Source organism: Microbulbifer sediminum (genome assembly GCF_021729035.1).
Lineage (GTDB): Bacteria > Pseudomonadota > Gammaproteobacteria > Pseudomonadales > Cellvibrionaceae > Microbulbifer > Microbulbifer sediminum.
Map to the genome: position 1 here is coordinate 17,122 of NZ_JAJSAP010000008.1, position 24,330 is coordinate 41,451.

Annotated in this window: 20 protein-coding genes and 1 other RNA gene; 10 read left to right on the plus strand and 11 right to left on the minus strand. The window is 61.7% G+C overall.

Going from position 1 to position 24,330, the window contains the following annotated elements; all coding sequences use genetic code 11:
• Positions 1–49 precede the first annotated feature (49 nt).
• A complete protein-coding gene (locus LVD11_RS13860; protein ID WP_237060192.1) occupies positions 50–1,759 on the plus strand; it encodes an ABC transporter permease in 1,710 nt (569 codons plus the stop codon).
• Positions 1,760–1,783: 24 nt separating this feature from the next.
• Here the strand turns inward: LVD11_RS13860 and LVD11_RS13865 are convergent, their stop codons facing one another.
• From LVD11_RS13865 to LVD11_RS13880, 4 genes are all read right to left on the minus strand, one after another.
• Positions 1,784–2,830, minus strand: coding sequence for an ABC transporter ATP-binding protein (locus tag LVD11_RS13865; protein ID WP_237059994.1), 1,047 nt, complete (start codon positions 2,828–2,830; stop codon positions 1,784–1,786).
• A 52-nt stretch (positions 2,831–2,882) separates the two neighbouring features.
• Positions 2,883–4,154 (minus strand): adenosylmethionine--8-amino-7-oxononanoate transaminase, encoded by a 1,272-nt coding sequence (gene bioA, locus LVD11_RS13870; protein WP_237059996.1) that lies wholly within the window; start codon positions 4,152–4,154, stop codon positions 2,883–2,885.
• Positions 4,155–4,243: 89 nt separating this feature from the next.
• Complete coding sequence (locus LVD11_RS13875) at positions 4,244–6,709, minus strand: ABC transporter permease (protein WP_237059998.1); 2,466 nt, start codon at positions 6,707–6,709, stop codon at positions 4,244–4,246.
• Positions 6,709–7,434 (minus strand): ABC transporter ATP-binding protein, encoded by a 726-nt coding sequence (locus LVD11_RS13880; RefSeq protein ID WP_237060000.1) that lies wholly within the window; start codon positions 7,432–7,434, stop codon positions 6,709–6,711. Before LVD11_RS13880 ends, LVD11_RS13875 begins: the two co-directional genes overlap by 1 nt.
• A gap of 79 nt (positions 7,435–7,513) precedes the next feature.
• Here LVD11_RS13880 and LVD11_RS13885 point away from each other — a divergent pair, with 79 nt between their 5' ends.
• From LVD11_RS13885 to LVD11_RS13910, 6 genes are all read left to right on the plus strand, one after another.
• Complete coding sequence (locus tag LVD11_RS13885) at positions 7,514–8,188, plus strand: arylesterase (RefSeq protein ID WP_237060002.1); 675 nt, start codon at positions 7,514–7,516, stop codon at positions 8,186–8,188.
• Positions 8,189–8,284: 96 nt separating this feature from the next.
• A complete protein-coding gene (gene ttcA, locus LVD11_RS13890) occupies positions 8,285–9,217 on the plus strand; it encodes a tRNA 2-thiocytidine(32) synthetase TtcA (RefSeq protein WP_237060003.1) in 933 nt (310 codons plus the stop codon).
• A gap of 28 nt (positions 9,218–9,245) precedes the next feature.
• Entirely contained in the window at positions 9,246–9,581 is a 336-nt protein-coding gene (locus LVD11_RS13895; RefSeq protein ID WP_237060004.1) for a hypothetical protein, read from the plus strand.
• Between the two features lie 315 nt (positions 9,582–9,896).
• Positions 9,897–11,366: a sodium/proline symporter PutP gene (putP, locus tag LVD11_RS13900; RefSeq protein WP_237060005.1), complete on the plus strand. Its 1,470-nt coding sequence runs from the start codon at positions 9,897–9,899 to the stop codon at positions 11,364–11,366.
• A gap of 175 nt (positions 11,367–11,541) precedes the next feature.
• On the plus strand, positions 11,542–12,054 hold the full coding sequence (locus tag LVD11_RS13905; RefSeq protein WP_237060006.1) for an O-acetyl-ADP-ribose deacetylase: 513 nt from the start codon (positions 11,542–11,544) through the stop codon (positions 12,052–12,054).
• A gap of 120 nt (positions 12,055–12,174) precedes the next feature.
• A complete protein-coding gene (locus LVD11_RS13910; RefSeq protein WP_237060007.1) occupies positions 12,175–12,639 on the plus strand; it encodes an Mpo1 family 2-hydroxy fatty acid dioxygenase in 465 nt (154 codons plus the stop codon).
• A 65-nt stretch (positions 12,640–12,704) separates the two neighbouring features.
• Here the strand turns inward: LVD11_RS13910 and LVD11_RS13915 are convergent, their stop codons facing one another.
• The gene (locus tag LVD11_RS13915; protein ID WP_237060008.1) at positions 12,705–13,190 is read right to left on the minus strand and encodes an Lrp/AsnC ligand binding domain-containing protein; all 486 of its coding nucleotides are present in this window, start codon (positions 13,188–13,190) and stop codon (positions 12,705–12,707) included.
• 200 nt (positions 13,191–13,390) lie between these two features.
• Between LVD11_RS13915 and ald the strand changes: the two genes are divergently transcribed.
• The gene (ald, locus tag LVD11_RS13920; protein ID WP_237060010.1) at positions 13,391–14,536 is read left to right on the plus strand and encodes an alanine dehydrogenase; all 1,146 of its coding nucleotides are present in this window, start codon (positions 13,391–13,393) and stop codon (positions 14,534–14,536) included.
• Between the two features lie 189 nt (positions 14,537–14,725).
• On the opposite strand, the gene LVD11_RS13925 is transcribed toward ald, so the two are convergent.
• Both LVD11_RS13925 and LVD11_RS13930 read right to left on the minus strand, forming a co-directional pair.
• Positions 14,726–15,448, minus strand: coding sequence for a 16S rRNA (uracil(1498)-N(3))-methyltransferase (locus tag LVD11_RS13925; protein ID WP_237060012.1), 723 nt, complete (start codon positions 15,446–15,448; stop codon positions 14,726–14,728).
• Positions 15,449–15,499: 51 nt separating this feature from the next.
• Positions 15,500–16,345: a 6-carboxytetrahydropterin synthase gene (locus tag LVD11_RS13930; protein WP_237060014.1), complete on the minus strand. Its 846-nt coding sequence runs from the start codon at positions 16,343–16,345 to the stop codon at positions 15,500–15,502.
• A gap of 143 nt (positions 16,346–16,488) precedes the next feature.
• Here LVD11_RS13930 and ffs point away from each other — a divergent pair.
• Both ffs and LVD11_RS13940 read left to right on the plus strand, forming a co-directional pair.
• Positions 16,489–16,585: signal recognition particle sRNA small type (gene ffs / locus LVD11_RS13935), an RNA gene on the plus strand.
• Between the two features lie 204 nt (positions 16,586–16,789).
• Positions 16,790–18,709, plus strand: coding sequence for a M2 family metallopeptidase (locus LVD11_RS13940; protein ID WP_237060016.1), 1,920 nt, complete (start codon positions 16,790–16,792; stop codon positions 18,707–18,709).
• 360 nt (positions 18,710–19,069) lie between these two features.
• On the opposite strand, the gene LVD11_RS13945 is transcribed toward LVD11_RS13940, so the two are convergent.
• The 4 genes from LVD11_RS13945 to LVD11_RS13960 all read right to left on the minus strand — a co-directional run bounded on the left by LVD11_RS13945 (position 19,070) and on the right by LVD11_RS13960 (position 23,805).
• Positions 19,070–20,284, minus strand: a complete 1,215-nt coding sequence (locus LVD11_RS13945; RefSeq protein ID WP_237060018.1) for an alginate export family protein — start codon at positions 20,282–20,284, stop codon at positions 19,070–19,072.
• 129 nt (positions 20,285–20,413) lie between these two features.
• Positions 20,414–21,292: an ABC transporter ATP-binding protein gene (locus tag LVD11_RS13950; RefSeq protein ID WP_237060020.1), complete on the minus strand. Its 879-nt coding sequence runs from the start codon at positions 21,290–21,292 to the stop codon at positions 20,414–20,416.
• Positions 21,293–21,353: 61 nt separating this feature from the next.
• Positions 21,354–22,349, minus strand: a complete 996-nt coding sequence (locus LVD11_RS13955; RefSeq protein WP_237060022.1) for an ABC transporter permease — start codon at positions 22,347–22,349, stop codon at positions 21,354–21,356.
• Positions 22,350–22,422: 73 nt separating this feature from the next.
• Complete coding sequence (locus LVD11_RS13960; RefSeq protein ID WP_237060024.1) at positions 22,423–23,805, minus strand: CmpA/NrtA family ABC transporter substrate-binding protein; 1,383 nt, start codon at positions 23,803–23,805, stop codon at positions 22,423–22,425.
• Positions 23,806–24,330: the final 525 nt, after the last annotated feature.

A 24,330-nucleotide genomic window follows, 5' to 3' on the forward strand; every position in this document is an offset into this window, starting at 1 on the left:
CACTGGCAGATGATGGAAGCGCGGCCCGGGCGGGCCGCGCTTTTTGCGTATGGTGAACGTGCAGGAAAAGTTTCCCGCGGCCGGTGCGGATACCTCGGCTCGCCTGTGGTTGATCCTCGTGGCTGCGGTATCGCTGTTGGTGGCGCTGCCGGTGCTGGCAATTTTCTGGCTGGCATTTTTCCCCGAGGAAAATATCTGGCCGCACCTGCTGGAGACCGTCTTTTTCCACTATGTGTCCGAGACCCTGGTGCTCGCTGCCGGAGTGGGGTTTTTTACCCTGGTGACCGGGGTGGGGGCCGCCTGGCTGGTGACTATGTGCCGGTTTCCGGGCCGAGGCCTGTTCGAGTGGGCGCTGTTATTGCCCTTTGCCGTGCCGGCCTACGTCATTGCCTATGTTTATACCGACCTGCTGGAGTTCGCCGGCCCGGTGCAGGGGGCACTGCGGGACTGGTTCGGCTGGCAGACGGCCAGGGACTATTGGTTCCCGGAAATCCGCAGCATGGGCGGCGCTATCGCGATGCTGTCGCTGGTGCTGTATCCCTACGTCTACATGCTCTCGCGGGCCGCGTTCCTGGAGCAGTGCGGTAGTATCCGCGCGGCCAGTCGCGCGCTGGGTTGTTCTCCCTGGCAGAGTTTTCGCAGGGTATCACTGCCCATGGCCCGACCGGCGATCGCCGTAGGCCTGTCTCTGGTGTTGATGGAAACCCTCAATGACTTCGGCACGGTGGATTTCTTCGCCGTACGCACGCTGAGTGTCGGCATCTACGATACCTGGCTGAGTCGAGGCAACCTGGGTGGTGCGGCACAAATCGCCTGCAGCACACTGGTGTTTGTCGTCTTGCTGATCTCACTGGAAAGGCTCGGCCGGGCACGGCAGCGCCACTACGTGCAATCTACCGGGCGCACCGAGGAGGCCTACCAATTGCGCGGTGGCCGCGCCTGGCTGGCCAGCGGTTTCTGCCTGCTGGTGCTGGCCGGCGGTTTCGGGGTGCCCTTGCTGGTGCTGGGCAGTTATGCCCTGGGGAATTTTGCCAGTTACTGGACGGACGATTTTATCGGTATCGCCCGCAACAGCTTTGCGCTCTCTTTTGGCGCCGCGGCCTGCACCGCATTGCTGGGATTGTTACTGGCCTACGGCAAGCGCCTTTTCCCCACCCGCACAGTCAGGGTGCTGGTCGGGTTTGCCCGACTCGGCTACGCCATGCCCGGCGCAGTGATGGCAATCGGTGTGCTGATTCCCCTGGGCATTTTTGATAATACCCTGGACGCCTTCATGCGCAGCCAGTTCGGTATTTCCACCGGCCTGCTATTGAGCGGCACGGTATTCGCGATCCTGTTTGCCTACACCGCGCGCTTCCTGGCGGTTTCGGCCGGGGCAGCGGAAACCAGCCTGGAAAAGGTGACTCCCTCGATGGACCGGGCAGCGCGCGCACTTGGGCGGAACAGTTGGCAAACCCTGTGGTATGTACACCTGCCGCTGATACGCGCCGGGTTGCTGAGCGGGGCACTGGTGGTATTCGTGGACTGCATGAAGGAATTGCCGGCGACGCTGCTGCTACGCCCCTTCGGTTTTGAAACACTGGCCACTTACGTTTACCAATTTGCGTCCGACGAAATGCTGGAGCGCTCGGCATTGGGCGCCCTGATGATCGTGCTGGTGGGGCTTTTGCCGGTTATCCTGCTGAGTCGCTCCATGGGGCGGGCGCACCGGGGTGACGGAGCCGAATTGCTGCGCGAAACCGAGGCCCCGGCCCTGTAACCGGGCCTGGGCCCGGCGGGGCAATCAGAGCCTGTCCCGGGCAAATACCAGCGGCGTCTCCATGCGCAGCGGGATTTCCTGCCCCGGCCCGATATCGACTGGACTGTCGAGGCTGGCTTCGATGGTCCGCCCACCGGGCAGCCGGAAGCGATACAGGGCGCTGTCGCCGAGAAAGTGTTTCTCCACCACCTGTACCGTGACCGCGCGGTGATGCTCGCCGGCCACCAGGTCGCCGTTCCGTACGAAAATATCCACGTGGGTCCCGGTGGGGCTGCCGGTATCCGCGATTTCCACCTGTCCGAGTTCGGTATCGACCAGGCCCGGTTGCACGACCTTCCCCTCCAGCAGGTTGCCCTCGCCAACGATACGGGCCACCCCGGTAGAGGCGGGGTATCGGTAGACAGTTTCCGGCGTGTCCCACTGTTGCAGGTGCCCGTGGGTGATCACGCCGATACGATCGCCGGCGATAAAGGCCTCGCTACGATCGTGGGTGACTATCAGGGCCGAGGTGCCTGTTTCACGCAGGATGTGCCGCACCTCTCCGGCGAGACTGCGGCGCAACTCGGTATCCAGGTTGGAAAACGGCTCGTCCATCAGCAGCAGCCGCGGGCGCGGCGCCAGGGCACGGGCCAGGGCGACCCGCTGCTGCTGGCCGCCGGAGAGCTGGTGGGGGTAATGGCCGGCGTACTGGTGCAGGCGCACCAGCTCCAGCATTTCCTCCACGCGGGCCTGCTGTTCCGCGCGCGGGATCCCGGCCAGGCCAAAGGCGAGGTTCTGCGCAACAGAGAGATGGGGGAAGAGAGCGTAGTCCTGGAATACCACCCCGATCTGCCGTTTTTCCGGTGGCAGCGCCGCGGCGGGTGTAGAGATAACCTCACCGTCCAGCGAGATGCTGCCGCGGAAGATCGGCTGGAAACCGGCAATGGCGTGCAGCAGTGTGGTCTTGCCACAGCCGCTGGGACCCAGCAGGCAGCCGATCTCGCCCTGCTGCAGGGTGAGGGCAACGGATTCCAGGATCACCCGGGAGCCATAGCGGCATTCCAGGTCGGAAATTTGTAATAGGGGCTGCACGCTGGTCCTTAACTCAATCTGGTAACGCGGTCTTTATTTCTATTATCGGCACTCAGCCTTCTGCAGCGAGTACTTCCACCATCGCCGTGGTCAGCTGGCTGAGTTCCTCCGGATTAATAATATACGGGGGCATGGCGTACACCATACGGCCGAAGGGGCGCAGCCATACACCGCGCTCAATCAGTGCTTCCTGGACCCGTTTCATGTCTACCGGCTCGTGCATTTCAACCACGCCGATGGCGCCGAGGCTGCGTACATCCCGAACCGCAGGGCTGTCCGCGAGGGGCGCCAGCTCCTCGCGCAGCTGGCCCTCGATCGCGTTGACACGCTCCCGCCACGGACCCGCCAGCAGCAGGTCGATGCTGGCGTTGGAGACGGCACAGGCGAGCGGGTTGCCCATGAACGTTGGCCCATGCATGAACACTCCCGCCTCACCGCGACAGATTCCCTCGGCCACCCGGTCCGTGCACAGGGTGGCGGCCAGGGTCATGGTGCCGCCGGTGAGTGCCTTGCCCAGGGTCAGGATATCCGGGCTGATACCGGCGTGCTCGCATGCAAACAGTTTGCCACTGCGCCCGAAGCCGGTGGCGATCTCGTCGGCGATCAGCAGCAGGTCGAACTCGTCGCAGAGCGCCCGTGCGCGCCTCAGGTATTCCGGCGAATAGAACCGCATCCCGCCGGCCCCCTGGACGATGGGCTCCAGGATCAGTGCCGCCAGCTGGTTGTGGTTTTCCTCGATTACCTGCCGCAGCTCGGCAATATCTTCGTCGCCGCAGGGTTGGTCGAACCCTGGCCGCGGTGCCGGGGCGAACAGGTGCTGCGTCAGGTGGCTGGCAAACAGGTGGTGCATACCGGTAACCGGGTCGCAGGTGGCCATGGCACCGAAGGTGTCGCCGTGATAGCCATTGCGTAGGGCTAGCAGCCGGTTCTTTTCGCTCTTGCCCTGTGATTGCCAGTACTGCAGGGCCATCTTGATGGAGACTTCCACTGATACCGAACCGGAATCGGCGAGGAATACCCGCTGTAGCGGTGCCGGGGTGATGTCCACCAGCTTGCGAGAGAGCTCGATCGCCGGCTCGTGGGTGAGGCCCCCGAACATGACATGTGACATTTTCTCCATCTGCTCGCGCGCGGCCCGGTTGAGCTCCGGCACGTTGTAGCCGTGCAGGGCGCACCACCAGGACGACATGCCGTCGATCAGGCCGCGGCCGTCCTCAAGGAAGAAGCGCACACCCTCGGCGCGGGCCACCGGGTATACGGGCGGCGGGTCGATCAGGGAGGAGTAGGGATGCCAGATGTGTTTGCGATCGAAATCGAGGTCCATACAGAAAGGTTTTTGTTGCGGTGAGTGACAGCCCCGCGGCGCGGGGCTGGGGAAAGGCGACATTGTACCTTTTGCGGGACCGGATTTAATCAGGCCAGTTCCCGCAGTACTTTCAGTGGCGGCTGGCTGACCGAGCTGCGGCAGGCCAGGGTGCCGGCGATACCCACCAGCAGGGCGCCGGCAACGGGGCCCGCAAGCCACAACAGCGGATGCAGGCTGAACGGCAGCTCGAATACCCGCATTGCCAGTATCGCCAGCGTCGCCTCGGCGCCGATGGCGGCCAGCAGCCCGGCGGCAATGCCGAGGAGGCCGAATTCGATCACCAGGCTCTTGAGCAGCAGTCCCCGGCGGCCACCCAGGGTGCGGATGATCGCCGCCTCCTGCAGGCGTTCGGCGATACTGGAGCGCACGCCGGAAACCAGCACCAGTACGCCTGCCACCAGCATCAGAGCCATTACTGACTCGATCGCCAGGGATACCTGGCCAATGGTGTCGCGGATGCGCTCGATGATCTTGTCCAGCTCGATCAGGCTGACACTCGGGTAGTTGCGCACCAGCTCGTTGACCAGCAGCTTCTGGTCCGCCGGCAGGTAGAAGCTGGTGATATAGGTAGCCGGGAAGTCGTCCAGGGTACCGGGGGCAAACAGCATGTAGAAATTGGGCCGCATACTGTTCCAGTCGAGTGAGCGCAGGCTGGCAACGTGGGTCTCGATCTCGAGCCCGCCGATGGAGAAACGCAGCTTGTCTCCCAGGGCCAGGTTCAGGCGCGCCGCCAGTTCGACTTCGACCGAGACGCCCTCATCCGCCTTGTCCCACCAATTGCCGGCAACGATACGATTGTCCGGCGCCAGGTTGTCGGTCCAGCTCAGGTTGAGTTCGCGTCGCAGGGCGCCTGCCTGCTCCTCGCGCTCCTTAGCGGGGATGTCGTTGATGGCCACCAGGCGACCACGGACCATGGGGTAGATTTCCGTGGCCGCGATACCGTTGTTGTCCAGGAACCCCCGCAGTCGCCCGACATCATGGGGGGCGATGTTGAACAGGAAATGGTTGGGGGCATTTTCCGGCAGCTGCATGCGCCATTCTTCAATGAGCGTGGTGCGGGCGAAGACCAGTGCCAGCATTGCCAGCAGGCCGGTACCGAAGGCAGCGATCAGGAGGGTATTGAAGGCCGCGCGGCGCTGCAGGCTGCCCAGGGCGATGCGCCAGGCACCGCCAAGGGAGGCCAGTTGGCCGCGCACCAGTAGTCGATTGACCAGCGCGCTGCCGCCTACCAGCAGCGCCATGCCGGCAAACAGGGCCAGGGTGATGGGCAGGCTGCCCGATAACCACCAGATCAGCAGGAGCATGCTGGCGGGCCCCATGACCAGGCCCAGCCACTCGCGGCGATCCGGGTTGCTCCAGTCCCGGCGCAGGGTTTGCATCGGGTCGGTGCGGGCCAGCCGGAACAGGGGCGGCAGGGCAAAACCGAAGGCGCAGGCAAAGCCGGTGGCCAGCCCCACGAGCAGCGGGCTCCAGCTGCTGGGTGGCGGGTCCACCGGGAAGAAATCCGACATCAGGGTGACCGCCTGGGCCTGGACCAGGCTGCCGATCAGCAGGCCGACAGCGGTGGCACACAGGGCCAGTGCCACCAGCTGGCCGATGTAAATCTGCAGTACCTTGCCACGGCCTGCGCCCAGGCTTTTCATTACCGCCACGTAGGCGGTGTGGCGCAGGCTGTAGCGGCGTGCCGCCAGGCCTACGGCGACACTGGCCAGCAACACGGCCAGGCTGCCGGCCAAGAACAGGAAGCTCTCGGCCCGGTCCAGCGCAGAGGCGACCCGGGGCTGCCCCTCGCGCAGGTCGATCACCCGCTGGTGTTCGGTCAGGCGTGGCTCCAGCCACTTGAAGTAACTTTCCAGGGCCGCATCGTCGCCGGCAAACAGGTAGCGATACCGTACGCGGCTGCCGGGCTGGATGATATTAGTGGCGGGGAGGTCGGCGATATTCATCATCACCCGCGCGCCCATGGAAAACAGGTTGTCACTGCGGTCGGGCTCGTGATCCAGTAACCCGCTCACCAGCAGTTCGGCCTCGCCCACCTGTAGCCGGTCGCCCATCTCCAGTTCCAGTAGTGGCAGCAGCCGCGGTTCCAGCCATACCTCGCCGGCGCCTGGTCCCCGTGCCACCACCTCCCTCGGTGCTTCCGTGGCGGTGCGCATTTCCAGGTGGCCCACCAGCGGGTATCCAGCACTCACTGCCTTGATGGCGGCAAACTGGAATTGCTCGCCGGCCGAGAGCATGGAGGCAAAGGACACAGTCTCCGCCCGCTCCAGACCTCGGTCGCGGGCCTCGTCGATCCACGCGGGATCAACCGGCTTGCTGCTCCGCACAACCCGTTCGGCGGCGAGGAAGGTCTGCGACTGGATATGCATGGCGCGGGTCAGGCGGTCGCTGAAGTGCGCAATGGCGGTCACACAGGCCACCGCGAGTACCAGGGCGGTGGCAATCAGTGCCAGCTCGCCGCCGCGCCAGTCGCGGCCGAGCAGTTTCAGGGGCAGGGTGGGAGTCGCGGCCATCAGGCGGATACCTCCGACAGGTTGCCCCCGTCCCGGGGCAGGATGTCGGCGGACTGGATTTCACCGGCTGCCATGCGCAGATGCGCCTGGCAGCGTTCCGCCAGGCGCTGCTCGTGGGTCACCAGCACCAGGGTGGTGGCGGACTCGGCGTTGAGCTGGAACAGGAGGTCGATTACTTTTTCGCCGTTGCCCGCATCCAGGCTGCCGGTTGGCTCATCGGCAAACAGGATGCCGTCATTGCCGGAGAAGCTGGCAAACGCACGGGCGATGGCCACCCGCTGCTGTTCCCCGCCGGACAGTTGCCGGGGGTAGTGCCCCAGGCGGTGTTCCAGGCCGACCCGGGCGAGGAATTCCGCGGCGCGCCCGGCGGCATTGCGATCCCCGCGCAGCTCACTGGGCAACATCACATTCTCCTGCGCGGTCAGGCCGGGCAGCAGCTGGAATGTCTGGAACACAAAGCCCACGCAGCGGGCCCGCACCGCTGCCCGCTGCTCTTCGTCCATGGCGGTGATCTCATCGCCCGCCAGCCAGATCCGGCCCTCGGTGGGACGATCGAGGCCTGCCAGCAATCCCAGCAGTGTGGATTTGCCGGAGCCGGACGCGCCGGTAATGGCGAGGCTCTCGCCGCGGGCCAACTGCAGGGAAATATTATTTAATAGGGTCAGCGGGCCCTCACTGGTGGCTACCCGGTGGTAGAGGTTTTCGGCCCTCAACATTGCGGACATGAGACTTCCTTAACCTTGCTTACTGTCTGGGATACAGGGATTCTTGTCGGTATACGATCAAAGCAGTGGAGAGTATGACATGACGACAGATTTTTTCCGGCGGGGGTTCAGGCAGCTCGGCGTGTGCCTGCTTCTGCTGGTCCCGTTGGGTCAGCTGGAGGCCAGTGCGGCGGACAAGCTGCTGGTGCTGGGCGATAGTGTCAGCGCGGCCTATGGTATGGACGAATCCCAGGGCTGGGTGCAGCTCCTGCGCGATCGACTGCAGGAAGAGGGCAAGGATGTGGAAGTGGTCAACGCCAGTGTCAGCGGCGAGACCACTTCCGGGGGCCTGGCACGCCTGCCCAGGCTGCTGCAGGAGCACAGGCCCAGTTGGCTGATTGTGGAACTGGGGGGGAACGATGGCTTGCGCGGTTACCCCCCACGGTCGCTGCAGAATAACCTGCAACGCATGGTGCAGATGGCGCGGGAAGAGGGCGCCGGCGTGCTGCTGCTGGGCATGCGCATGCCGCCGAATTACGGTGCCGCCTACACGGATGCCTTTGCCGCGGTTTACCCCGAAGTGGCGAGAGCGGAGCAGGTCTCGCTGGTCCCGTTTTTCCTCGAGCCCGTGGCTCTGGAGGATGGGGGCATGCAGACCGATGGCATTCACCCGACGGCAGAGGCGCAGCCGGCGTTGCTGGATCATGTCTGGCCCTGCGTGGAGTCGCTGATTGAAGCCGAAACCGGTGAGTCAGAGAAACTGTGCAAGCCCTGAGCGAAATGCGTACAATCGCGGCCTGATTGGGCCCGGAGGGGCGCACGTGATCGAACCCGGTGCCAGGGGCACCGCAGCTGTTGTCAGGGTAACACCATGTCCGAACTGGAAAACCGCCGCGAGCGGCTGGAATTCAACAAACTGCAGAAGCGCCTGCGCCGCAACGTGGGCCGCGCCATCGCCGATTTCAATATGATCGAGGACGGCGACAAGATCATGGTGTGCCTGTCCGGTGGCAAGGATTCCTATGCCATGCTGGACATCCTGCTCAACCTGCAGAAGACCGCCCCGGTGAACTTCGAGCTGGTGGCGGTGAATATGGACCAGAAGCAGCCTGGCTTTCCCGAGCACGTGTTGCCGGAGTACCTGGAATCCCTGGGAGTGCCTTACCACATCGTGGAGAAGGATACCTATTCGGTGGTCAAGGAGGTTGTGCCCGAGGGCAAGACCACCTGTGGTCTCTGTTCACGCCTGCGCCGCGGTACCCTGTATGGCTTCGCAGAAGAAATCGGTGCCACCAAGGTGGCCCTGGGGCACCACAAGGACGATATTGTCGAGACCCTGTTCCTGAATATGTTCTATGGTGGACGCCTGAAGGCCATGCCACCGAAACTGCGCGCGGATGATGGCCGCAATATCGTGATTCGCCCGCTGGCCTACTGCCGCGAGGAGGACATCGAGAAGTTTGCCGCGCACAAAGAGTTCCCCATCATTCCCTGCAACCTGTGCGGCAGCCAGGAGAACCTGCAGCGCCAGGCAATCAAGCAGATGCTGAGGGAGTGGGACCGCAAGTACCCGGGTCGCTCGGAGAATATCTTCGCGGCGCTGACCCGGGTGTCGCCGTCGCAGCTGGCGGACACGGAACTCTATGATTTCAACAGCCTGGAGCTGGACCGGTCTGAGCCCGCCGCTAGCGAGCCGTCTGGACGCTCAATTGAGCGGCAGGTGCACTCCTGGACGCCCGGGGAGTGGGCGCCGGATGCGGAGCAGGAGCAGGCTCCGCGTTATATTGACGCATTGAATCTGTAAGGTCGCCCAGCACCAGCCCGGTATAACTGTGCACAAAGTCACGGGCGCTGGCCGCCGGGCCATGGTGGAAATGCCGGTGCCACAGTTTCGCCATGGTGCGTATATTTGCCTCATCGACCCGGTCGATCCCGGCGGCACGGTAGACCAGCCAGGCGATCGCGGTGGCGTAGCGAAGGTTGGTGGTGAGCTCGCTGTGGGGGTGGTCGAGGAAATCCCGCTGGCTGGCCAGTCCCCTTACCTTGGAGGCCAGGGCAGGGTGGTTGATCAGGAATCTGTCCCAGATTTCCCGGTGGGTGTGGGGCTGGATCTGGTACAGGCCGAGACCGTGGCGACGGCCCAGTTTCAGGTGGAAACCCAGCTGTGATTCCTGTGCGGCCGTGCCCAGTAGCAGGTTTTCCATACCGGCTGACCAGGCCCTGAGATGCTTGAGTGTGGGACGAATGACCAGAAGTCGTAATTCGTCCAGACAAATGCCCATAGTGTTGTCAGGTTTTTCCGTATCTATCCCAATGTTTAGTTTGTGGTTTGAGTTGCCGCCAGCTAATGGGTAGATTTGCGCGCAATAAACAAAAAAAACGGCCGCAGGATCTATTCTGAAGCCCGCTGGCGCAATCTTTTGTATTCGTGCGTCGCGGCACGGGTCAGCTGCTGTGGTCACCACGGATCAAGGAACCACCCTATGTCTGGACAATGGCTTATTGCGCTTACTTTTGTCGCCTACCTGGCGATGATCCTGGCGATCGGTGTTATCGCCTACCTGCGAACCCGGGATGCCAGCGATTACTTCCTCGGCGGCCGCTCGCTGCCGCCGGCGGTAGCGGCTCTGAGTGCCGGCGCGTCGGATATGAGTGGCTGGCTGCTACTGGGGCTGCCGGGCGCCGCCTATGCCAGCGGGCTGTCCTCGGCATGGATTGCGCTGGGACTGTTTTCCGGCATCGTGCTGAGCTGGACTACCATGGCCCGGCGCCTGCGTATCTATACCTACGAGCTGGATGACGCCCTGACGGTGCCCGCCTACCTGCACCGGCGGTTCAATCTGGGCCACCCCTACCTGCGCACCGTGTGTGCATTCTTTATCCTGCTGTTCTTCCTCTTCTACGTGGCCTCAGGCCTCATTGCCGGCGGCAAGCTGTTCGAGACCGTATTCGGCTGGGACTACAAGTGGGCGGTGCTGATCGGGGCCGCGGCAGTGATCTCCTACACCCTGTTCGGTGGCTTCCTGGCGGTATCCTGGACCGATGTGATCCAGGGCCTGCTGATGAGCCTGGCGCTGGTGGCGGTGCCGCTGGTGGTGATCAATGATGAGGGCGGTTTTGCGGCCAGCTGGAGCCGGCTACACGACAAGGTGCCGGAGCTGATGCACTGGATGCAGGACAACACCGGGCAGGCGCTGGGTATTGCCGCCATCCTGAGTTCGCTGGCCTGGGGCCTGGGGTACTTCGGCCAGCCCCATATTGTCGCCCGGTTTATGGCGGTGCGCCGCCCCGAGGATGTGCCCACAGCGGCCACGGTTGCGGCAGTCTGGTCCCTGTTCGGTTTCCTGGGTGCCATGTCCGTGGGGCTCTTCGGCCACCTGGAACTGGCGCAGACACTGCCGGATGGAGAGCGTGTATTCATGGAGCTGGTGGAGGCCCTGTTCCATCCCCTGGTGGCCGGCATCCTGCTGGCGGCCATTCTGTCGGCGATCATGAGTACCGCCGACTCGCAGCTGCTGGTGAGTTCCGCGGCGCTGGCTGAGGACATCTACCATGTCTGGTTCGGGCGCAAGACCAGCCCTGAAGCGATGGTGAAGGTCGGCCGCTGGGCCGTGGTGGCGCTGTCCCTGATTGCGGTGGCGGTGGCCATGGATCCGGAATCCAAGGTGCTGGACGTGGTGGCTTATGCCTGGGCAGGCCTTGGCGCGGCGTTTGGTCCGGCCACCCTCATCAGCGTGTTCTGGTCGCGCATGACCGGTGCCGGGGCCATTGCCGGCGTGATCGTCGGAGGCCTGACGGTGGTGGTCTGGCGCCAGCTGTCCGGTGGGATCTTTGACCTGTATGAGCTGTTGCCGGGCTTCGTTCTCTCTGCAGCTGCTATCGTGATAGTTAGTGCGGCGACGAAATGTCCCGCCGCGGTGGCAGCGCGCCACCGGCAGCTGCTGGGCTCCTGACGGCGCCCGCCTGCCGCAAGCGCTGCCGGGGCTGCCCGGACGGCGTGGGAAACGCCCTGGCCGGCAGCGTTCTCAGTGGCCGTCCCCGCAGCCGCGTGCCGGCAGTGGGGCAGCTGTAGAGCGAAAAGGATGTCCATCCGCAGCAATTCGTTTAATAAGCGGTTGGAGATACTGAGTGATCGAAGTCCATGTCGGTGATATCACTCGATTGCAGGTCGATGTAATCGTCAATGCCGCCAACCAGCGGCTGGCCGGCGGGGGTGGCGTCGACGGCGCCATTCACCGGGCCGCGGGCCCGGGCCTGGATGAGGCCTGTCGCAGGATCGGTGGCTGTCCCGTAGGGGAAGTGCGCGCCACTCCCGCCTTTGAAATTCCCGTCAAACGCATTTACCACACGGTCGGGCCAGTCTGGCGTGGCGGCAACCTGGGTGAGCCCGAATTGCTGGCCAGTTGTTACCGGCACTGCCTGGCCCTGGCCCGTCGCGAAAATATCCACTCGATCGCATTCCCCGCCATCAGCTGTGGTGTCTACGACTATCCGCCGGAGCTGGCGGTTGAGATTGCCGTGGAAGAGGTACAGCCGCACCTGGAGCGGGACGTCGCACCGAAAAGGGTCGTCTTCTGCTGTTTCGACGAGGCCATGGCCGAGCTGTACCGGCTCCAGCTGGAAGCGGTGGTGCGGCGCTGACCCGCTGCTATCCCTGAGTACCGGGGGATATTGATTCCCGGGCGCTGCTGCCGGATGATTGGAGCCACTAGCCACTAGCCACTAGCCACTAAGAGAATGATAATAAGCGAGGATGTGAGCATGCGCACTGCAGAGGAGTGGTTCGCGGAATACGGCGAGAGCCACCGGAACCCGGTCAACAAAGCGATCCACTGGCTGGCGGTGCCGGCCATCTATGCCACTGTGGTGGGACTGTTGTGGGAAATCCCCCAGCCCGGCTTTATGTCTGTCATACCCTGGCTGAACTGGGCCGTGGTGGCCCTGGTGCCGACGCTGGTTTTTTACCTGATGCTGTCGTTCCCCGTGGCCCTGGGCATGGCGGCGCTGAGCGCCGTGTGTTTCTGGGGCTGGGGAGTGGCTGACCGCATCGGGGTGCCGGTCTGGCAGACAGCGCTGGGGGTATTTGTGGCCATGTGGGTATTGCAGTTTGTCGGCCACCATATCGAGGGCAAGAAGCCATCTTTCTTCAAGGATTTGCAGTTCCTGCTGATCGGCCCGGCCTGGGTGATCGGTTTCGTCTATCGCGCTTTTGGTATCCGCTACTGAGGCGCAGCCAGGCCGGGCGGGGTAGCCTGCCCTGGCCATGGTTCCCCCTCCCGGGTGAGCCCTGTCTACCGGTTGTAGTGCACCGGCACTTCCAGGGTCTCCTTTACCTCCTCCATGACCACGTAGCTCGTGCACTCCTGCACTTCCGGCAGGGTCAGCAGTGTCTCCCCGTAGAACCTGCGATAGGCACTCATATCGGCCACCCGCGCCTTGATCAGGTAGTCAAAGTTACCCGACACCAGGTAGCACTCCTGCACCTCCGGTAATTCCGCCACGGCGTTGCGGAACTCCTCGAAGGCATCCTGGGCAGAGCGGTTGAGGCGTATCTGTACAAAGACCACCAGTGCCGCATCGAGGAATTCGGGGTTGATCAGGGTGGTGTAGCCCTGGATCACTCCGTCGCTCTCCAGGCGCTTGACCCGCTCGATGCAGGGAGTCGCGGTAAGGCCCACCTGGCGGGCCAGTTCCGCATAGCTGGTGCGGCCATTCTTCTGCAGGACCCGCAGGATATTGCGGTCAATGGTGCTCAATTCACTGGCGCGTTTGCGCATCGTCGGGCTCCGGACTGATTGGTTTGCTTAAAAAACGGTCTTTCAAGGGTCATAAGCAGTGGATTCCACTAGTAAAGCAGAAAATCTTACATAAATACACTCTAACCGTGTGCTTATACTGGGTGAAATCACAGAGGCAGGGTGCTGTACCCGTCACCTGAAAAACCGGCGCATCAGCCAGAACACTGGGAGAGATAAAAATGTTGATCGGTGTACCGAAAGAGATTAAGAACCACGAGTACCGTATCGGCCTGACGCCGGCGAGTGTTCGTGAGCTCATCAGCCACGGTCACGAAGTGATCGTGCAGAAAGACGGTGGTTCCGCCATCGGCTTTACCGATGAAATGTACGAGCAGGCGGGTGCCAAGATCATCGACACTCCGGAAGAGATCTTCGCCAGTGCCGACATGATCGTCAAGGTGAAAGAGCCGCAGCCGCACGAGTGCGAAATGCTGCGCCCCGGCCAGCTGTTGTACACCTACCTGCACCTGGCCCCGGACCCCAAGCAGACCGAGCTGCTGGTGAAGTCCGGCGCTACCTGCATCGCTTACGAGACCGTAACCGACCGTACCGGTGGCCTGCCGCTGCTGGCGCCGATGTCCGAGGTTGCGGGCCGTATGTCCGTGCAGTGCGGTGCGCACCACCTGGAGAAGGCGCAGGGTGGACTGGGCGTACTGCTGGGCGGCGTGCCCGGCGTAGCACCGGCCAAGGTGCTGATCATCGGTGGTGGTGTCGTGGGCACCAACGCGGCCAAGATGGCCCTGGGTATGGGCGCTGACGTGACTATCCTGGATCGCTCGCTGCCGCGCCTGCGCCAGCTGGACGATATCTTCGGCGGCGCCGTGCGCACCGAGTACTCCACCAACGACGCGATCGAGCAGCATGCCCTGGAAGCAGACATGGTTGTGGGTGCGGTCCTGATCCCGGGTGCCGCGGCACCGAAGCTGCTGACCCGTGACATGATCAGCCGCATGAAGAAAGGCGCGGTCGTTGTGGATGTGGCCATCGACCAGGGTGGTTGCTTCGAGACCTCCAAGGCGACCACCCACCAGGAGCCGACCTACGTTGTCGACGGGGTGGTGCACTACTGTGTAGCCAACATGCCGGGTGGTGTTGCGCGCACCTCCACCATGGCCCTCAACAACGCCACCCTGCCGTACGCTGTGGCGCTGGCCAACAAGGGCGCCAAGCAGGCACTGCTGGACGACGCCAACCTGCTGGAGGGCCTGAACGTCCACGCCGGTATGGTGACCTACCAGGCAGTTGCCGATGTGCTGGGCTATGAGTATGTGGACCCGAAACTGGCGCTGCAGAAAGAGGCGGCGGCAGAAGGTGCAGTGGCCTGAACCCCGTACCGAAAGAGTTAACGCGAAGTGACGCTGCTTGTGATTTGGCCGGGGACTGCCCGGCCTTGTAGGGAGTTTCTCCCCGGGGGCATGCTGGCCCCCACTCTGTGAGACCCGGTGGCTCAAGTCACCAGTTTAGTGCCGCGTTTTTACGCGGCTTTTTTATGTCCGGGAAATGCGGCAGAGGGGTCAGCGGGCCGGGTGGAGTCGTGACAGTAGCACGGGCAGTGCCGTTTCCACTTTCAGTATCCGGGGTCCCAGGTGCACGGCTGCAAACCCCTGCTCCTGGAGTTTCTGCACTTCATAGGGGATGAACCCGCCTTCCGGGCCCACCGCCAGTGTCACCGGCTGGTCCGTGTCCACGGGGCAGGGGGCGGCCGACACCGGATGCGCCACCAGCGCCTGGGTGCCGGCACTGATAGCTGGAAGCTCGTCCTCCACGAACGGTTTGAAACGCTTGCGCAACTCGATACGGGGCATTGCCGTGTCCACCGCCTGTTCGAGCCCCAGCAGGCATTGTTCGCGCAGTTTCTCCGCTTCCAGCCACGGGGTCTGCCAGTAGGATTTTTCCACCCTGTAGGCATTGATCAGGTAGATTTCTTTCACGCCCATGGCGGTGGCGTGTTGGACGATGCGGTTGAGCATTTTGGGGCGTGGCAGGGCCAGCACCAGTTTTACCGGCAACGGGGGCGGCGGTGGGTCGGCGGGCGTGACAGAGACCTCCAGGTCAACCTGCTGGTTGCCCAGCCCGAGGACGATCGCGCTGCCGATGTCGCCACCCAGCAGGCCAACACGCAACTGCTCTCCTTCTGCAGCGCGGTGTACCTTAAGGATATGCTCGGCCCGGCGACCGGTGAGCCGGGCACGGTTGGGTTCAATAAAATCTTCAGGGTGCAGGAGAATCAGGTTCACGTCGGGGAAGCTCTCGATACAGGAAACCGGGCAGGCAGCAGCCGCTGCCCTTCAGACGCGTGCGCTGGCCACCGCACCTTTGCCCAGCCCCTCGTAGGCACGCACACGCACATCGTGGCCGGGCTCTTCGGCGGCAATGCTGTTGGCGATATACATGGCCAGCTGTTCCACCGTGGTGTCGCAGTCGACCAGCTCGCAGTGATCGGCGGGAATCTCCAGGGTAAACTGGCCCTGTTGCGCCCGGTAGGCGAAATGCAGCCGGCCAGTATCCCCGTCGGCCACCAGGTCCTCACGGGTTCCCAGGTAGATATCCCGCCAGCGCTCGGCCCAGCGCTCCTCCCATTGGGCGCTGCGCTCGCCGTTGACGAAAATGCAAATACGGGAACGATGACCGTGGGCGATTCGCTGACAGTTCCCCGCGTGTTTTTTCAGCCCGTGGCTGTAATGATAGAAAGCATCGGTGATTTCCTCGCAGCTGAATGATAACTGCAGTTTTTCCACGCTGGTGGGGAAAGCGCTGGCCAGCTGCCCGACGCTCCAGGTGGCGACACTGTCCATATCGATAGAGTCGGCCTCCACCAGCGCAAACGCCTGGCGGGGGCCGCTGACAGTGATCCGCTCGCCGCCCTCGAGCTGCCAGTCTACAGATACCTGGTTTCCATTTTCCTTCAGGGAGAGGTAGGGCGAAGCGGTCGGCACCAGCAGGCGGTGATCCAGCTCCTCGTCCAGCCAATGGCGCAGGGTTTTCTTTACGACCCCAAAGTCACACACCATCCCCTGTTCGTCCAGCGCACCGTCCAGAGCAGCGTTGGCCAGCCAGGTCTCGCCGACCAGGCCGCGGTGGTGATCGAGGTAGCTGAAATCGATATTGATCAGGTTGTCGACAAAGAGGTGCATGAGGTTCCTCAGGCGTTAAAACTTCCGGGTTTACTGCGTTGCACAGTATAACCTGATTAAGGGGGTGGAACTCGCGCCGTTGAGTCTCTATAATCGCGCCCTCTTCGGCACTGAAGCAGGGTCGAAGCTTGCAGTGGCGGCCCTTCCGGTCCCCTCGCAATGAACAGCTGTGAACTCCGCCAGGCCCGGAAGGGAGCAACGGTAGCAGTGATGTCATGTGCCGAGGGTGTGCTGGTTGGGCTGCCTCCAATTCCCCGCCCGCCCGGGCACTATTATCCCCATACAGACGCCAGATCCCGGTTTTGCAGGATTTTTGTTTTTTTCCCGGCTTGTCGGGGGAATTTCATGCCGATGTGCGTGTGTTGTGGCGGCTGCAGCCCGCCCGGGGCCGCGCTTATGCTATAAAACGTCGTCAAATATAACTGAAAAGCAGAGAGGGAGCTGATGAAGAAGATTGCCCTGGCCGCCGCAGTGGCGGTGGTGCTGGCTGGCTGTGATAGCCGCCAGGACGCGCCCGAAGATGCCGCGACTGACAACGCCACAGCAAATATGACCGCGGAGAGCGCCGGCGCTGGAGCAGGCGGGTCTGCCACTGAAACCGGTACCCGTGAATCCGGCAATGGCGCGGTGACTGCCCAGGATGCCAAGGCATTCCTGGAAGAGGCGCAGCAGCGACTGGCCAAGATGGCCGAAGAGGGTGCCCACGCGTCCTGGCTCGCGGCTACTTACATCAATGTAGATTCCCAGTACACCGAGGCCCTGGCCTCGGAACGCTTTACCTCCCTCGCCGTCGAGCTGGCCAACGAAGCCGCCCGCTTCGATGACCTGGAACTCGACGCGGAAACCCGCCGCCAGCTCACCATGCTGAAGCAGGGGCTGGTGTTGCCAGCGCCCCAGGACCCGGAACTGACAGCGGAGCTGGCACAGATCGGCTCCAAGCTCCAGGGTATGTATGGCTCCGGCAAGTACTGCACCGGCGAGGGCGACGAGGAAAAATGCTACGGCCTGACCGAGATGGGCCGCCTGATGGCAGAGAGTCGCGATCCGGAGCTGCTGCAGGAGCTGTGGGTTGGCTGGCGCAAGGTGTCCCCGCCCATGAAACCGCTGTACGAGCGCCAGGTTGAGATTGCCAATGCCGGTGCCCGGGAGCTGGGTTACAAGGACCTGAGCGAGATGTGGCGCTCCAAGTACGATATGCAGGCGGATGCCTTCTCTACCGACATGGACGCACAGTGGGGCAAGGTCAAGCCGCTGTATGAAGCGCTTCACTGCCATGTGCGTGCCAAGCTGAACGAGCGCTACGGCGACGACGTGGTGCCGCCCAACGGCAAGATTCCGGCACACCTGCTGGGCAATATGTGGGCGCAGGAGTGGGGCAACATCTACGATGTGGTCAAGGACGAAGATATGGAAGCCCCATACGACCTGACCCAGCTGGTCGTGGATGCGGGTATGGACGAAAAGGAAATGGTCAAGGTCGGCGAGCGTTTCTTCACGTCGCTGGGCTTCAAGCCACTGCCCGAGACCTTCTGGGAGCGCTCCCAGTTCACCAAGCCGCGGGACCGCGACGTGGTCTGCCATGCCAGTGCCTGGAACCTGGATAACAAGGACGACATCCGTATCAAGATGTGTATCCAGAAAACGGCAGATGACTTTATTACCATTCACCATGAGCTGGGCCACAACTTTTACCAGCGCATCTATAACGACCAGCCTTTCCTTTACCAGGAGGGTGCCAACGATGGCTTCCACGAGGCGGTGGGCGATGCAATCGCTCTTTCCATCACACCGAAATACCTGAAGCAGATCGGCCTGATGGACGAAGTCCCGGACGAGAGCAAGGATATGGGCTTCCTGATGCGCCAGGCACTGGACAAGATCGCCTTCCTGCCATTCGGATTGATGGTGGACAAGTGGCGCTGGCAGGTCTTCAGTGGCGAAGTCGAGCCCAGCGACTACAACAAGGCATGGTGGCAGCTGCGCGAGGACTACCAGGGTATCCAGGCCCCGGTGAGCCGCAGCGAGGCCAATTTTGATCCGGGTGCCAAGTACCATATCCCGGGTAACACGCCCTATGCGCGCTATTTCCTGGCTCGGATCCAGCAATTCCAGTTCCACCGTGCACTATGCGAGGCTGCCGGTCACGAGGGGCCGCTGCACCGCTGCTCGATTTATAACAACGAGGCGGCGGGCGAGAAGCTGCGCAACATGCTGGCCATGGGTGCCAGCAAGCCGTGGCCGGATGCGATGGAAGCCCTGACAGGCCAGCGCGAGCTGGATGCCGAGGCCATCATCGATTACTTCCAGCCGCTGATGACTTACCTGGAAGAGCAAAACCAGGGTCGCCAGTGCGGTTGGGAATAATCAAGCGTATAGCGAGTACTGCTCGCTGCTTGATTATTCGACCGGCCAAGGACGGCCCGGGCCGGGGCCTGATCAAACACGATGAAATCTCGCCATGGATGGCGACGATAACGCTGAATGTCGGCTCGAGCGCGAGTACTGCCCGCTGCTTGATTATTCGACCGGCCGAGGACGGCCGGACCGGGGCCTGATCGAACACGATGAAGTTTCGCCATGGATGGCGAGGAAAGGCGTGATCTTGATACTGTTGCGAGCACCGCTCGCCACGCGACAGATCGAAACAAAAAAGCCCGGCTATTGCCGGGCTTTTTTTATGGCTTGGCACTGGCTTAGTGCCAGGCTCCTCCTGTGTTTTGACAGTCAGAACTGTGCCTGTGCCGTTAACCAGAGCTTTTCCGTATCCACGCTGAATTCATCGGCCTGGTACTGGCTGTATTTGAGGCTCATCCCTACCACACCGACCTTGCCGGCAAGCAGGAAGCCATATTCACTGCCAAGTTTCTTCATGCCTGAGGTTTCGGGATCATCAGAACTGAGTTGGTGGTAGTTCAGTGCGAGCTTTACCCCAGCCAGGGTCGTGCCCGCGCTGACATAGGTGTCCTCGATTCCGCCGGGAATATTGCCGGTGCCACCACCGAGGAACTTGTCGTTCCAGCCCTGGAACTTATGCAGTGTCGCGAGCGGGGTAATAAACTGGCCGTCGCCGCCATCCGCACCCAGGAGTTCGTATCCTGCGGCGAGTTTGATCGGTCCCAGCTCGTATGCACCGTCGACCAGCACGTAGTCTGCGGTGTATGGAACGGGGTTGTCGCCGGCCTCAGTCTGGGTGGCATATTCCAGTTGGTAATCGAGGTTGCCCGTGCCGCCGGCGAAGCGCACGCCGTAGGTATCGGTCGAGAAGAGTGGCGCGGTCTCGTTGTCGATCAGGTAGGCATAGGCGGACAGGGCACCCAGGGAAATCCCTTCGTACCTCGCATTGAACAGGTAGGTATCGTTTTCATGGTCGCCAAGCGGGCTGTCCTCGCCGAAGATCCGGTTGACGTTGTCGATATGGGCGAGGAACAGCGTGGTGTCCTCAAGACTGGTGTTACTCAGGCTGAAGCCATCGTAGGTTTGCTCGTTCTGGCGAAAGCCGACCCCGCCGACAAAACGCTGGTTATCCAGCAGGATACGCTGTCGGCCGTACCTGAGGGTCGTGGCTCCCGTTGAATAGGCGAGAATGTACTGGTTGACCTCGGTACCTTCCGGGTCCGCAATCCCACCTTCGAATTCGGTGATGTGGGTCACATCATCCATTTCCAGCATGGCACTGAAGCCCCGGTATTCTTCCGAGGCGAGCGTGAGCCGGGTTTTCAGGCTGAACAGGTCGACAGAGTCAGTGCCCTCAACATCCACTGTTTCACTACGAGCGCGGAAATCCAGTGTGGCATTGCCCTGGCGTAGTGCCTCGGCGAGGCTGTCCACTGCTGGCTCCTGTTCCAGTGGTGTGTCCTGGCCGATGGCGCTGTGGGAGTGTGCCATTGTCACGGCGAGGGCCAGCAGGCCCCGGAAAATATTTTGAGTGGTTCTTTTCATTTTTGGTCTCCATTTTTTCGACAATCAATTTACTCCAGGCACAACCCGGTTGTCATCGTCTGTTACCGACAATGTCAGGAGGGTGGTGAAGAAATATGCCCCGTCGGTAACGGATAGAGTGAGCCTGAATCAGGCGGCGTCGACGACTTTCCCGGTATCGCGGGCAGAGCCCTGTACTGTTTCGTCAGCTACAGGAGCTGGTTGTCGCTGACTCCGATCAAGGCCGGGTTTGGCATGTCGTTCGTGCAGGAACTTCAGCACCCGCGCGCGGTAGTGGTTGTAGTGGCTGTCACCCGCCAGTTCCAGGCGATGGCGTGGGCGTTCAAGATCTATATCCAGGACCTCGCCGATGGTGGCAGCGGGGCCGTTGGTCATCATGACAATGCGATCGGATAGCAGCACGGCCTCATCGACATCGTGAGTGATCATTATCACAGTGTTTTTCAGGTCAGCCTGTATTTCCATCAGGGAGTCCTGCATATGTGCGCGGGTGAGTGCATCCAGTGCCCCAAAGGGCTCATCCATCAACAGGACTTTGGGCTGCATGGCAAGGGCGCGTGCAATTCCCACCCGTTGCTTCATGCCGCCGGAGATTTCCCCGGGGCGCTTGTGTGCGGCGTGCGTCATGTGTACCAGTTCAAGGTTATGATCGATCCATTCCCGGATCTCAGGGCGGGACATTCGCTTGCGGAAGACCTGCTTTACCGCCAACTCCACATTCTCGTAAGCGGTTAGCCACGGCAAGAGCGAGTGGTTCTGGAAAACCACGGCTCGTTCGGGCCCAGGCTCGGTGACTTCGCGGCCGTTCAGGATCACTCCCCCGGAGGTGGCACGGTGCAGGCCGGCAACGATATTAAGGACTGTGGATTTACCACAGCCGGAGTGGCCGATCAGGGACACAAATTCGCCCTGGCGGATTTTCAGGTTGATATCCCGTAAGGCCGTAAAAGGGCCACTCGGGGTGGGGAACTCCATACCTACCTGGCTGATATCTAGAAGTGTGCTCATGGAAAACCTCATTCAGGATGGCCGGGAATATCGTCCGGCGAGATAGTCGGGCAGTTGTGTTTCAGTGAGTTGCCGTGTCCTTGTCCCAGGAGAAGAACCTCTGTAACTGAAGCATTGAGCGGTCCAGCAGGAAGCCGATAAAGCCGATAACGACAACTGCGGCCATGATGCGCGCGAGTGAGTCTGAGCTGCCATTCTGGAATTCATCCCAGACAAATTTCCCCAGCCCGGGATTCTGGGCCAGCATTTCCGCCGCAATCAGTACCATCCACGCCACCCCAAGGGAGAGACGCATACCGGTAAAGATCATGGGTACGGAGGCGGGTAGTACGATTCGTCGGACATGTTCCAGCGCGGGAAGTCGCAGAACCTTGCTGACGTTCAGTAGGTCGCGGTCAACGGAGGCGACACCCACGGCAGTATTGATCACCATGGGCCACAGGCAGCACAGCGTCACAGTGATCATGGAATTGATAAACGACTTGGCGATTATCGGGTCCGGGGTGGCATATACCGCGCTTACAACCATGGTCACCAGTGGCAGCCAGGCCAGCGGTGAGACTGGCTTGAACACTTGGATAATCGGGTTGCAAGCGGCATTCAGAGCCGGACTGAGGCCGATGGCAATCCCAAGTGGGATGGCGATCAGTGCTGCCAGCAGGAAGCCACTCATTACTGTGACCAGGCTCGTGCCGATCTGGTCGATAAAGGTCTCCTTGCCGGTATAGTCCCGTATTTTCGCTTCGTAATCCGGGTCCTCGGCCAGCCTCCTCGCGTTGCGCTCCCGCTGGCGCTCGTAGAAGGCCGCCTCTTTGTCCCGTGAGCGTTGGTGCTCACTATAGAGCGCGCCGAACTGCTCCCACACGGCGACCGGCCCGGGAAATTTCCCCAGCGAGGTGTCGATATTGCGGGCGCCCACCGTCCACAAGAGGAGAAAAACCAGCACTCCCGTCGCCGGCAGCGCCAGCAGGTTCAGTAGCCGAAGGGGCTGCCCGCGGCTGGTCAGCTGCAAACGCCAGTTGAATATCTTGCCGGTATTAAAGGTGCTGCTTGTCATTTTCGGTGATCTCTTTGAGTCATTTTGCTGCCGGGCAGTGCGTGGGCTTACCCGGCGACAGGTAGATGGATCATCAGAGTTTCTCGCCGCTCTTCAGGCCAATGGGAAACTTGTCGATATAGGCGTTGGGTTCCCTGCCGTTGTACACGATGCCGTCGATAAAGTGGGTCTGTGGTGCGCGGAAGCCGTCCTCGGCGTCAAAGTCGGGGAACTGTTCCGCTTTCGCCAGGCCCTCTGTAATCAGCGACCGGGCCGCTGCCTCGTAGATATCCGGCCGATAGACACGTTTGGCCAGGTTCTTGTACCACTCATCACTCTTGTCTTCTGGAATCTGGCCCCAGCGCCGCATCTGTGTCAGGTACCAGATGGCGTCAGAGTAATAGGGGTAGGTGGCGTTGTAGCGGAAGAAGACATTGAAGTCCGGCACGGGACGCTTATCGCCCTTTTCGTACTCGAAAGTGCCGGTCATGCTGTTGGCGATTACTTCCCGGTCGGCGCCCACGTAGTGGGACTGGGACAGGATCTTCACCGCTTCGGGGCGGTTTGCATTGTTGTTTTCATCCAGCCACATGGCGGCGCGAATCAGCGCCCGGGTCAGGCGAATGGTCGTATTAGGATACTGCTCCGCGAACTTTTTGGTGATACCGAAGACTTTCTCCGGGTTGTCCTTCCAGATTTCATAGTCGGTAACCACCGGTACCCCGATGCCCTTGAATACCGCCTGCTGGTTCCAGGGTTCGCCCACGCAGTAGCCGTAGATGGTTCCGGACTCGAGCGTGGCCGGCATCTGTGGAGGGGGGGTGACTGACAAAAGTGCATCCGCGTCGATCTGCCCGGAGATGTCGCCCTTATGCGGTGCATAGAAGCCGGGGTGGATACCGCCTGCAGCCAGCCAGTAACGCAGTTCGTAGTTATGGGTGGAAACGGGGAATACCATACCCATATTGAACGGCTTCCCTTCGGCCTGGTATTGCTCCACCACGGGCTTAAGGGCGTCGGCCTTGATGGGGCGAGCGGGCAGGCCATCCTCCCGTTTGGGAATATGCGGTTTCATCTGCTCCCAGATTGTGTTGGAAACGGTGATGCCGTTGCCATTCAGGTCCATCGAGAACGGCGTAATGATCTCGGCCTGGGTACCAAAACCCATGGTGGCTGCGATCGGCTGGCCTGCCAGCATATGGGCGCCGTCCAGCCGGCCATCGATGACGCCGTCCAGCAACACTTTCCAGTTGGCCTGGGCCTCAATGGTGACGTACAGCCCCTCATCCTCGAAAAAGCCTTTCTCGTAGGCTATGGCGATGGGCGCCATATCGGTCAGTTTGATAAAGCCAAACGTCAGCTCCTCCTTTTCCGGATAACCGAGTTCCACCGCCTCGGCAGTTGCTGTCCCGCTTAGCAGCCCGCTCAAAAATATGGCCGCACCCGCCAGCGTCCCGAATGGTTTTTTCCATCTCATCTGCCTTTCTCCTGTGCCGTTGTCCTGTATTTCCCCAAGCCAAAAAAAAACGCCCATTGATCGGTACCTTTGGCACTGGATCAATGAGCGTCTTTGCTCGGCTACCTGCAGGCTCGCACCTGCCGTGAATGTGTATTGCTGCCCTGTGATTACCGTTGTCCCTGGATTACCTGTACAGGTACTGCTTCACGGTAAGTGGTAAAGCCGAGGCTTTCTCCGGAGGTGCAGTTGGCAGCCTTTTTTCCGGGGACTCAGCTGGATAGAAGCACACATCATGCCAATGTGCTTTGGCCGTGCAGCATGATCCGGCTTCGAGCATCCAATCCCGCGCATTGCACCGGCTTTACCCGGTGTCGTGGCGCGTGGCGGGGGCGATGCGGGGAGAAATATAATGTTGTGCCGCATGACGCGGAGGCATAGCCGGTGCTACAGGCTCTATGGTGGTGCGGGCGGGAAAGCGTTTGCGCAATGATGGGGCGTTGCTCCAGGGTGACGCTTTCACACCACTGGCCAACAAAAAAGGCC

Excerpts from the sequence above, each read along its gene's own strand:
- LVD11_RS13860 (WP_237060192.1), top strand. The coding sequence starts at position 50 with ATGGTGAACGTGCAGGAAAAGTTTCCCGCGGCCGGTGCGGATACCTCG.
- bioA (WP_237059996.1), bottom strand. The coding sequence starts at position 4,154 with ATGGACCTCGATTTCGATCGCAAACACATCTGGCATCCCTACTCCTCC.
- LVD11_RS13875 (WP_237059998.1), bottom strand. The coding sequence starts at position 6,709 with ATGGCCGCGACTCCCACCCTGCCCCTGAAACTGCTCGGCCGCGACTGG.
- LVD11_RS13880 (WP_237060000.1), bottom strand. The coding sequence starts at position 7,434 with ATGTCCGCAATGTTGAGGGCCGAAAACCTCTACCACCGGGTAGCCACC.
- LVD11_RS13885 (WP_237060002.1), top strand. The coding sequence starts at position 7,514 with ATGACGACAGATTTTTTCCGGCGGGGGTTCAGGCAGCTCGGCGTGTGC.
- ttcA (WP_237060003.1), top strand. The coding sequence starts at position 8,285 with ATGTCCGAACTGGAAAACCGCCGCGAGCGGCTGGAATTCAACAAACTG.
- putP (WP_237060005.1), top strand. The coding sequence starts at position 9,897 with ATGTCTGGACAATGGCTTATTGCGCTTACTTTTGTCGCCTACCTGGCG.
- LVD11_RS13910 (WP_237060007.1), top strand. The coding sequence starts at position 12,175 with ATGCGCACTGCAGAGGAGTGGTTCGCGGAATACGGCGAGAGCCACCGG.
- LVD11_RS13915 (WP_237060008.1), bottom strand. The coding sequence starts at position 13,190 with ATGCGCAAACGCGCCAGTGAATTGAGCACCATTGACCGCAATATCCTG.
- ald (WP_237060010.1), top strand. The coding sequence starts at position 13,391 with ATGTTGATCGGTGTACCGAAAGAGATTAAGAACCACGAGTACCGTATC.
- LVD11_RS13930 (WP_237060014.1), bottom strand. The coding sequence starts at position 16,345 with ATGCACCTCTTTGTCGACAACCTGATCAATATCGATTTCAGCTACCTC.
- LVD11_RS13940 (WP_237060016.1), top strand. The coding sequence starts at position 16,790 with ATGAAGAAGATTGCCCTGGCCGCCGCAGTGGCGGTGGTGCTGGCTGGC.
- LVD11_RS13945 (WP_237060018.1), bottom strand. The coding sequence starts at position 20,284 with ATGAAAAGAACCACTCAAAATATTTTCCGGGGCCTGCTGGCCCTCGCC.
- LVD11_RS13950 (WP_237060020.1), bottom strand. The coding sequence starts at position 21,292 with ATGAGCACACTTCTAGATATCAGCCAGGTAGGTATGGAGTTCCCCACC.
- LVD11_RS13955 (WP_237060022.1), bottom strand. The coding sequence starts at position 22,349 with ATGACAAGCAGCACCTTTAATACCGGCAAGATATTCAACTGGCGTTTG.
- LVD11_RS13960 (WP_237060024.1), bottom strand. The coding sequence starts at position 23,805 with ATGAGATGGAAAAAACCATTCGGGACGCTGGCGGGTGCGGCCATATTT.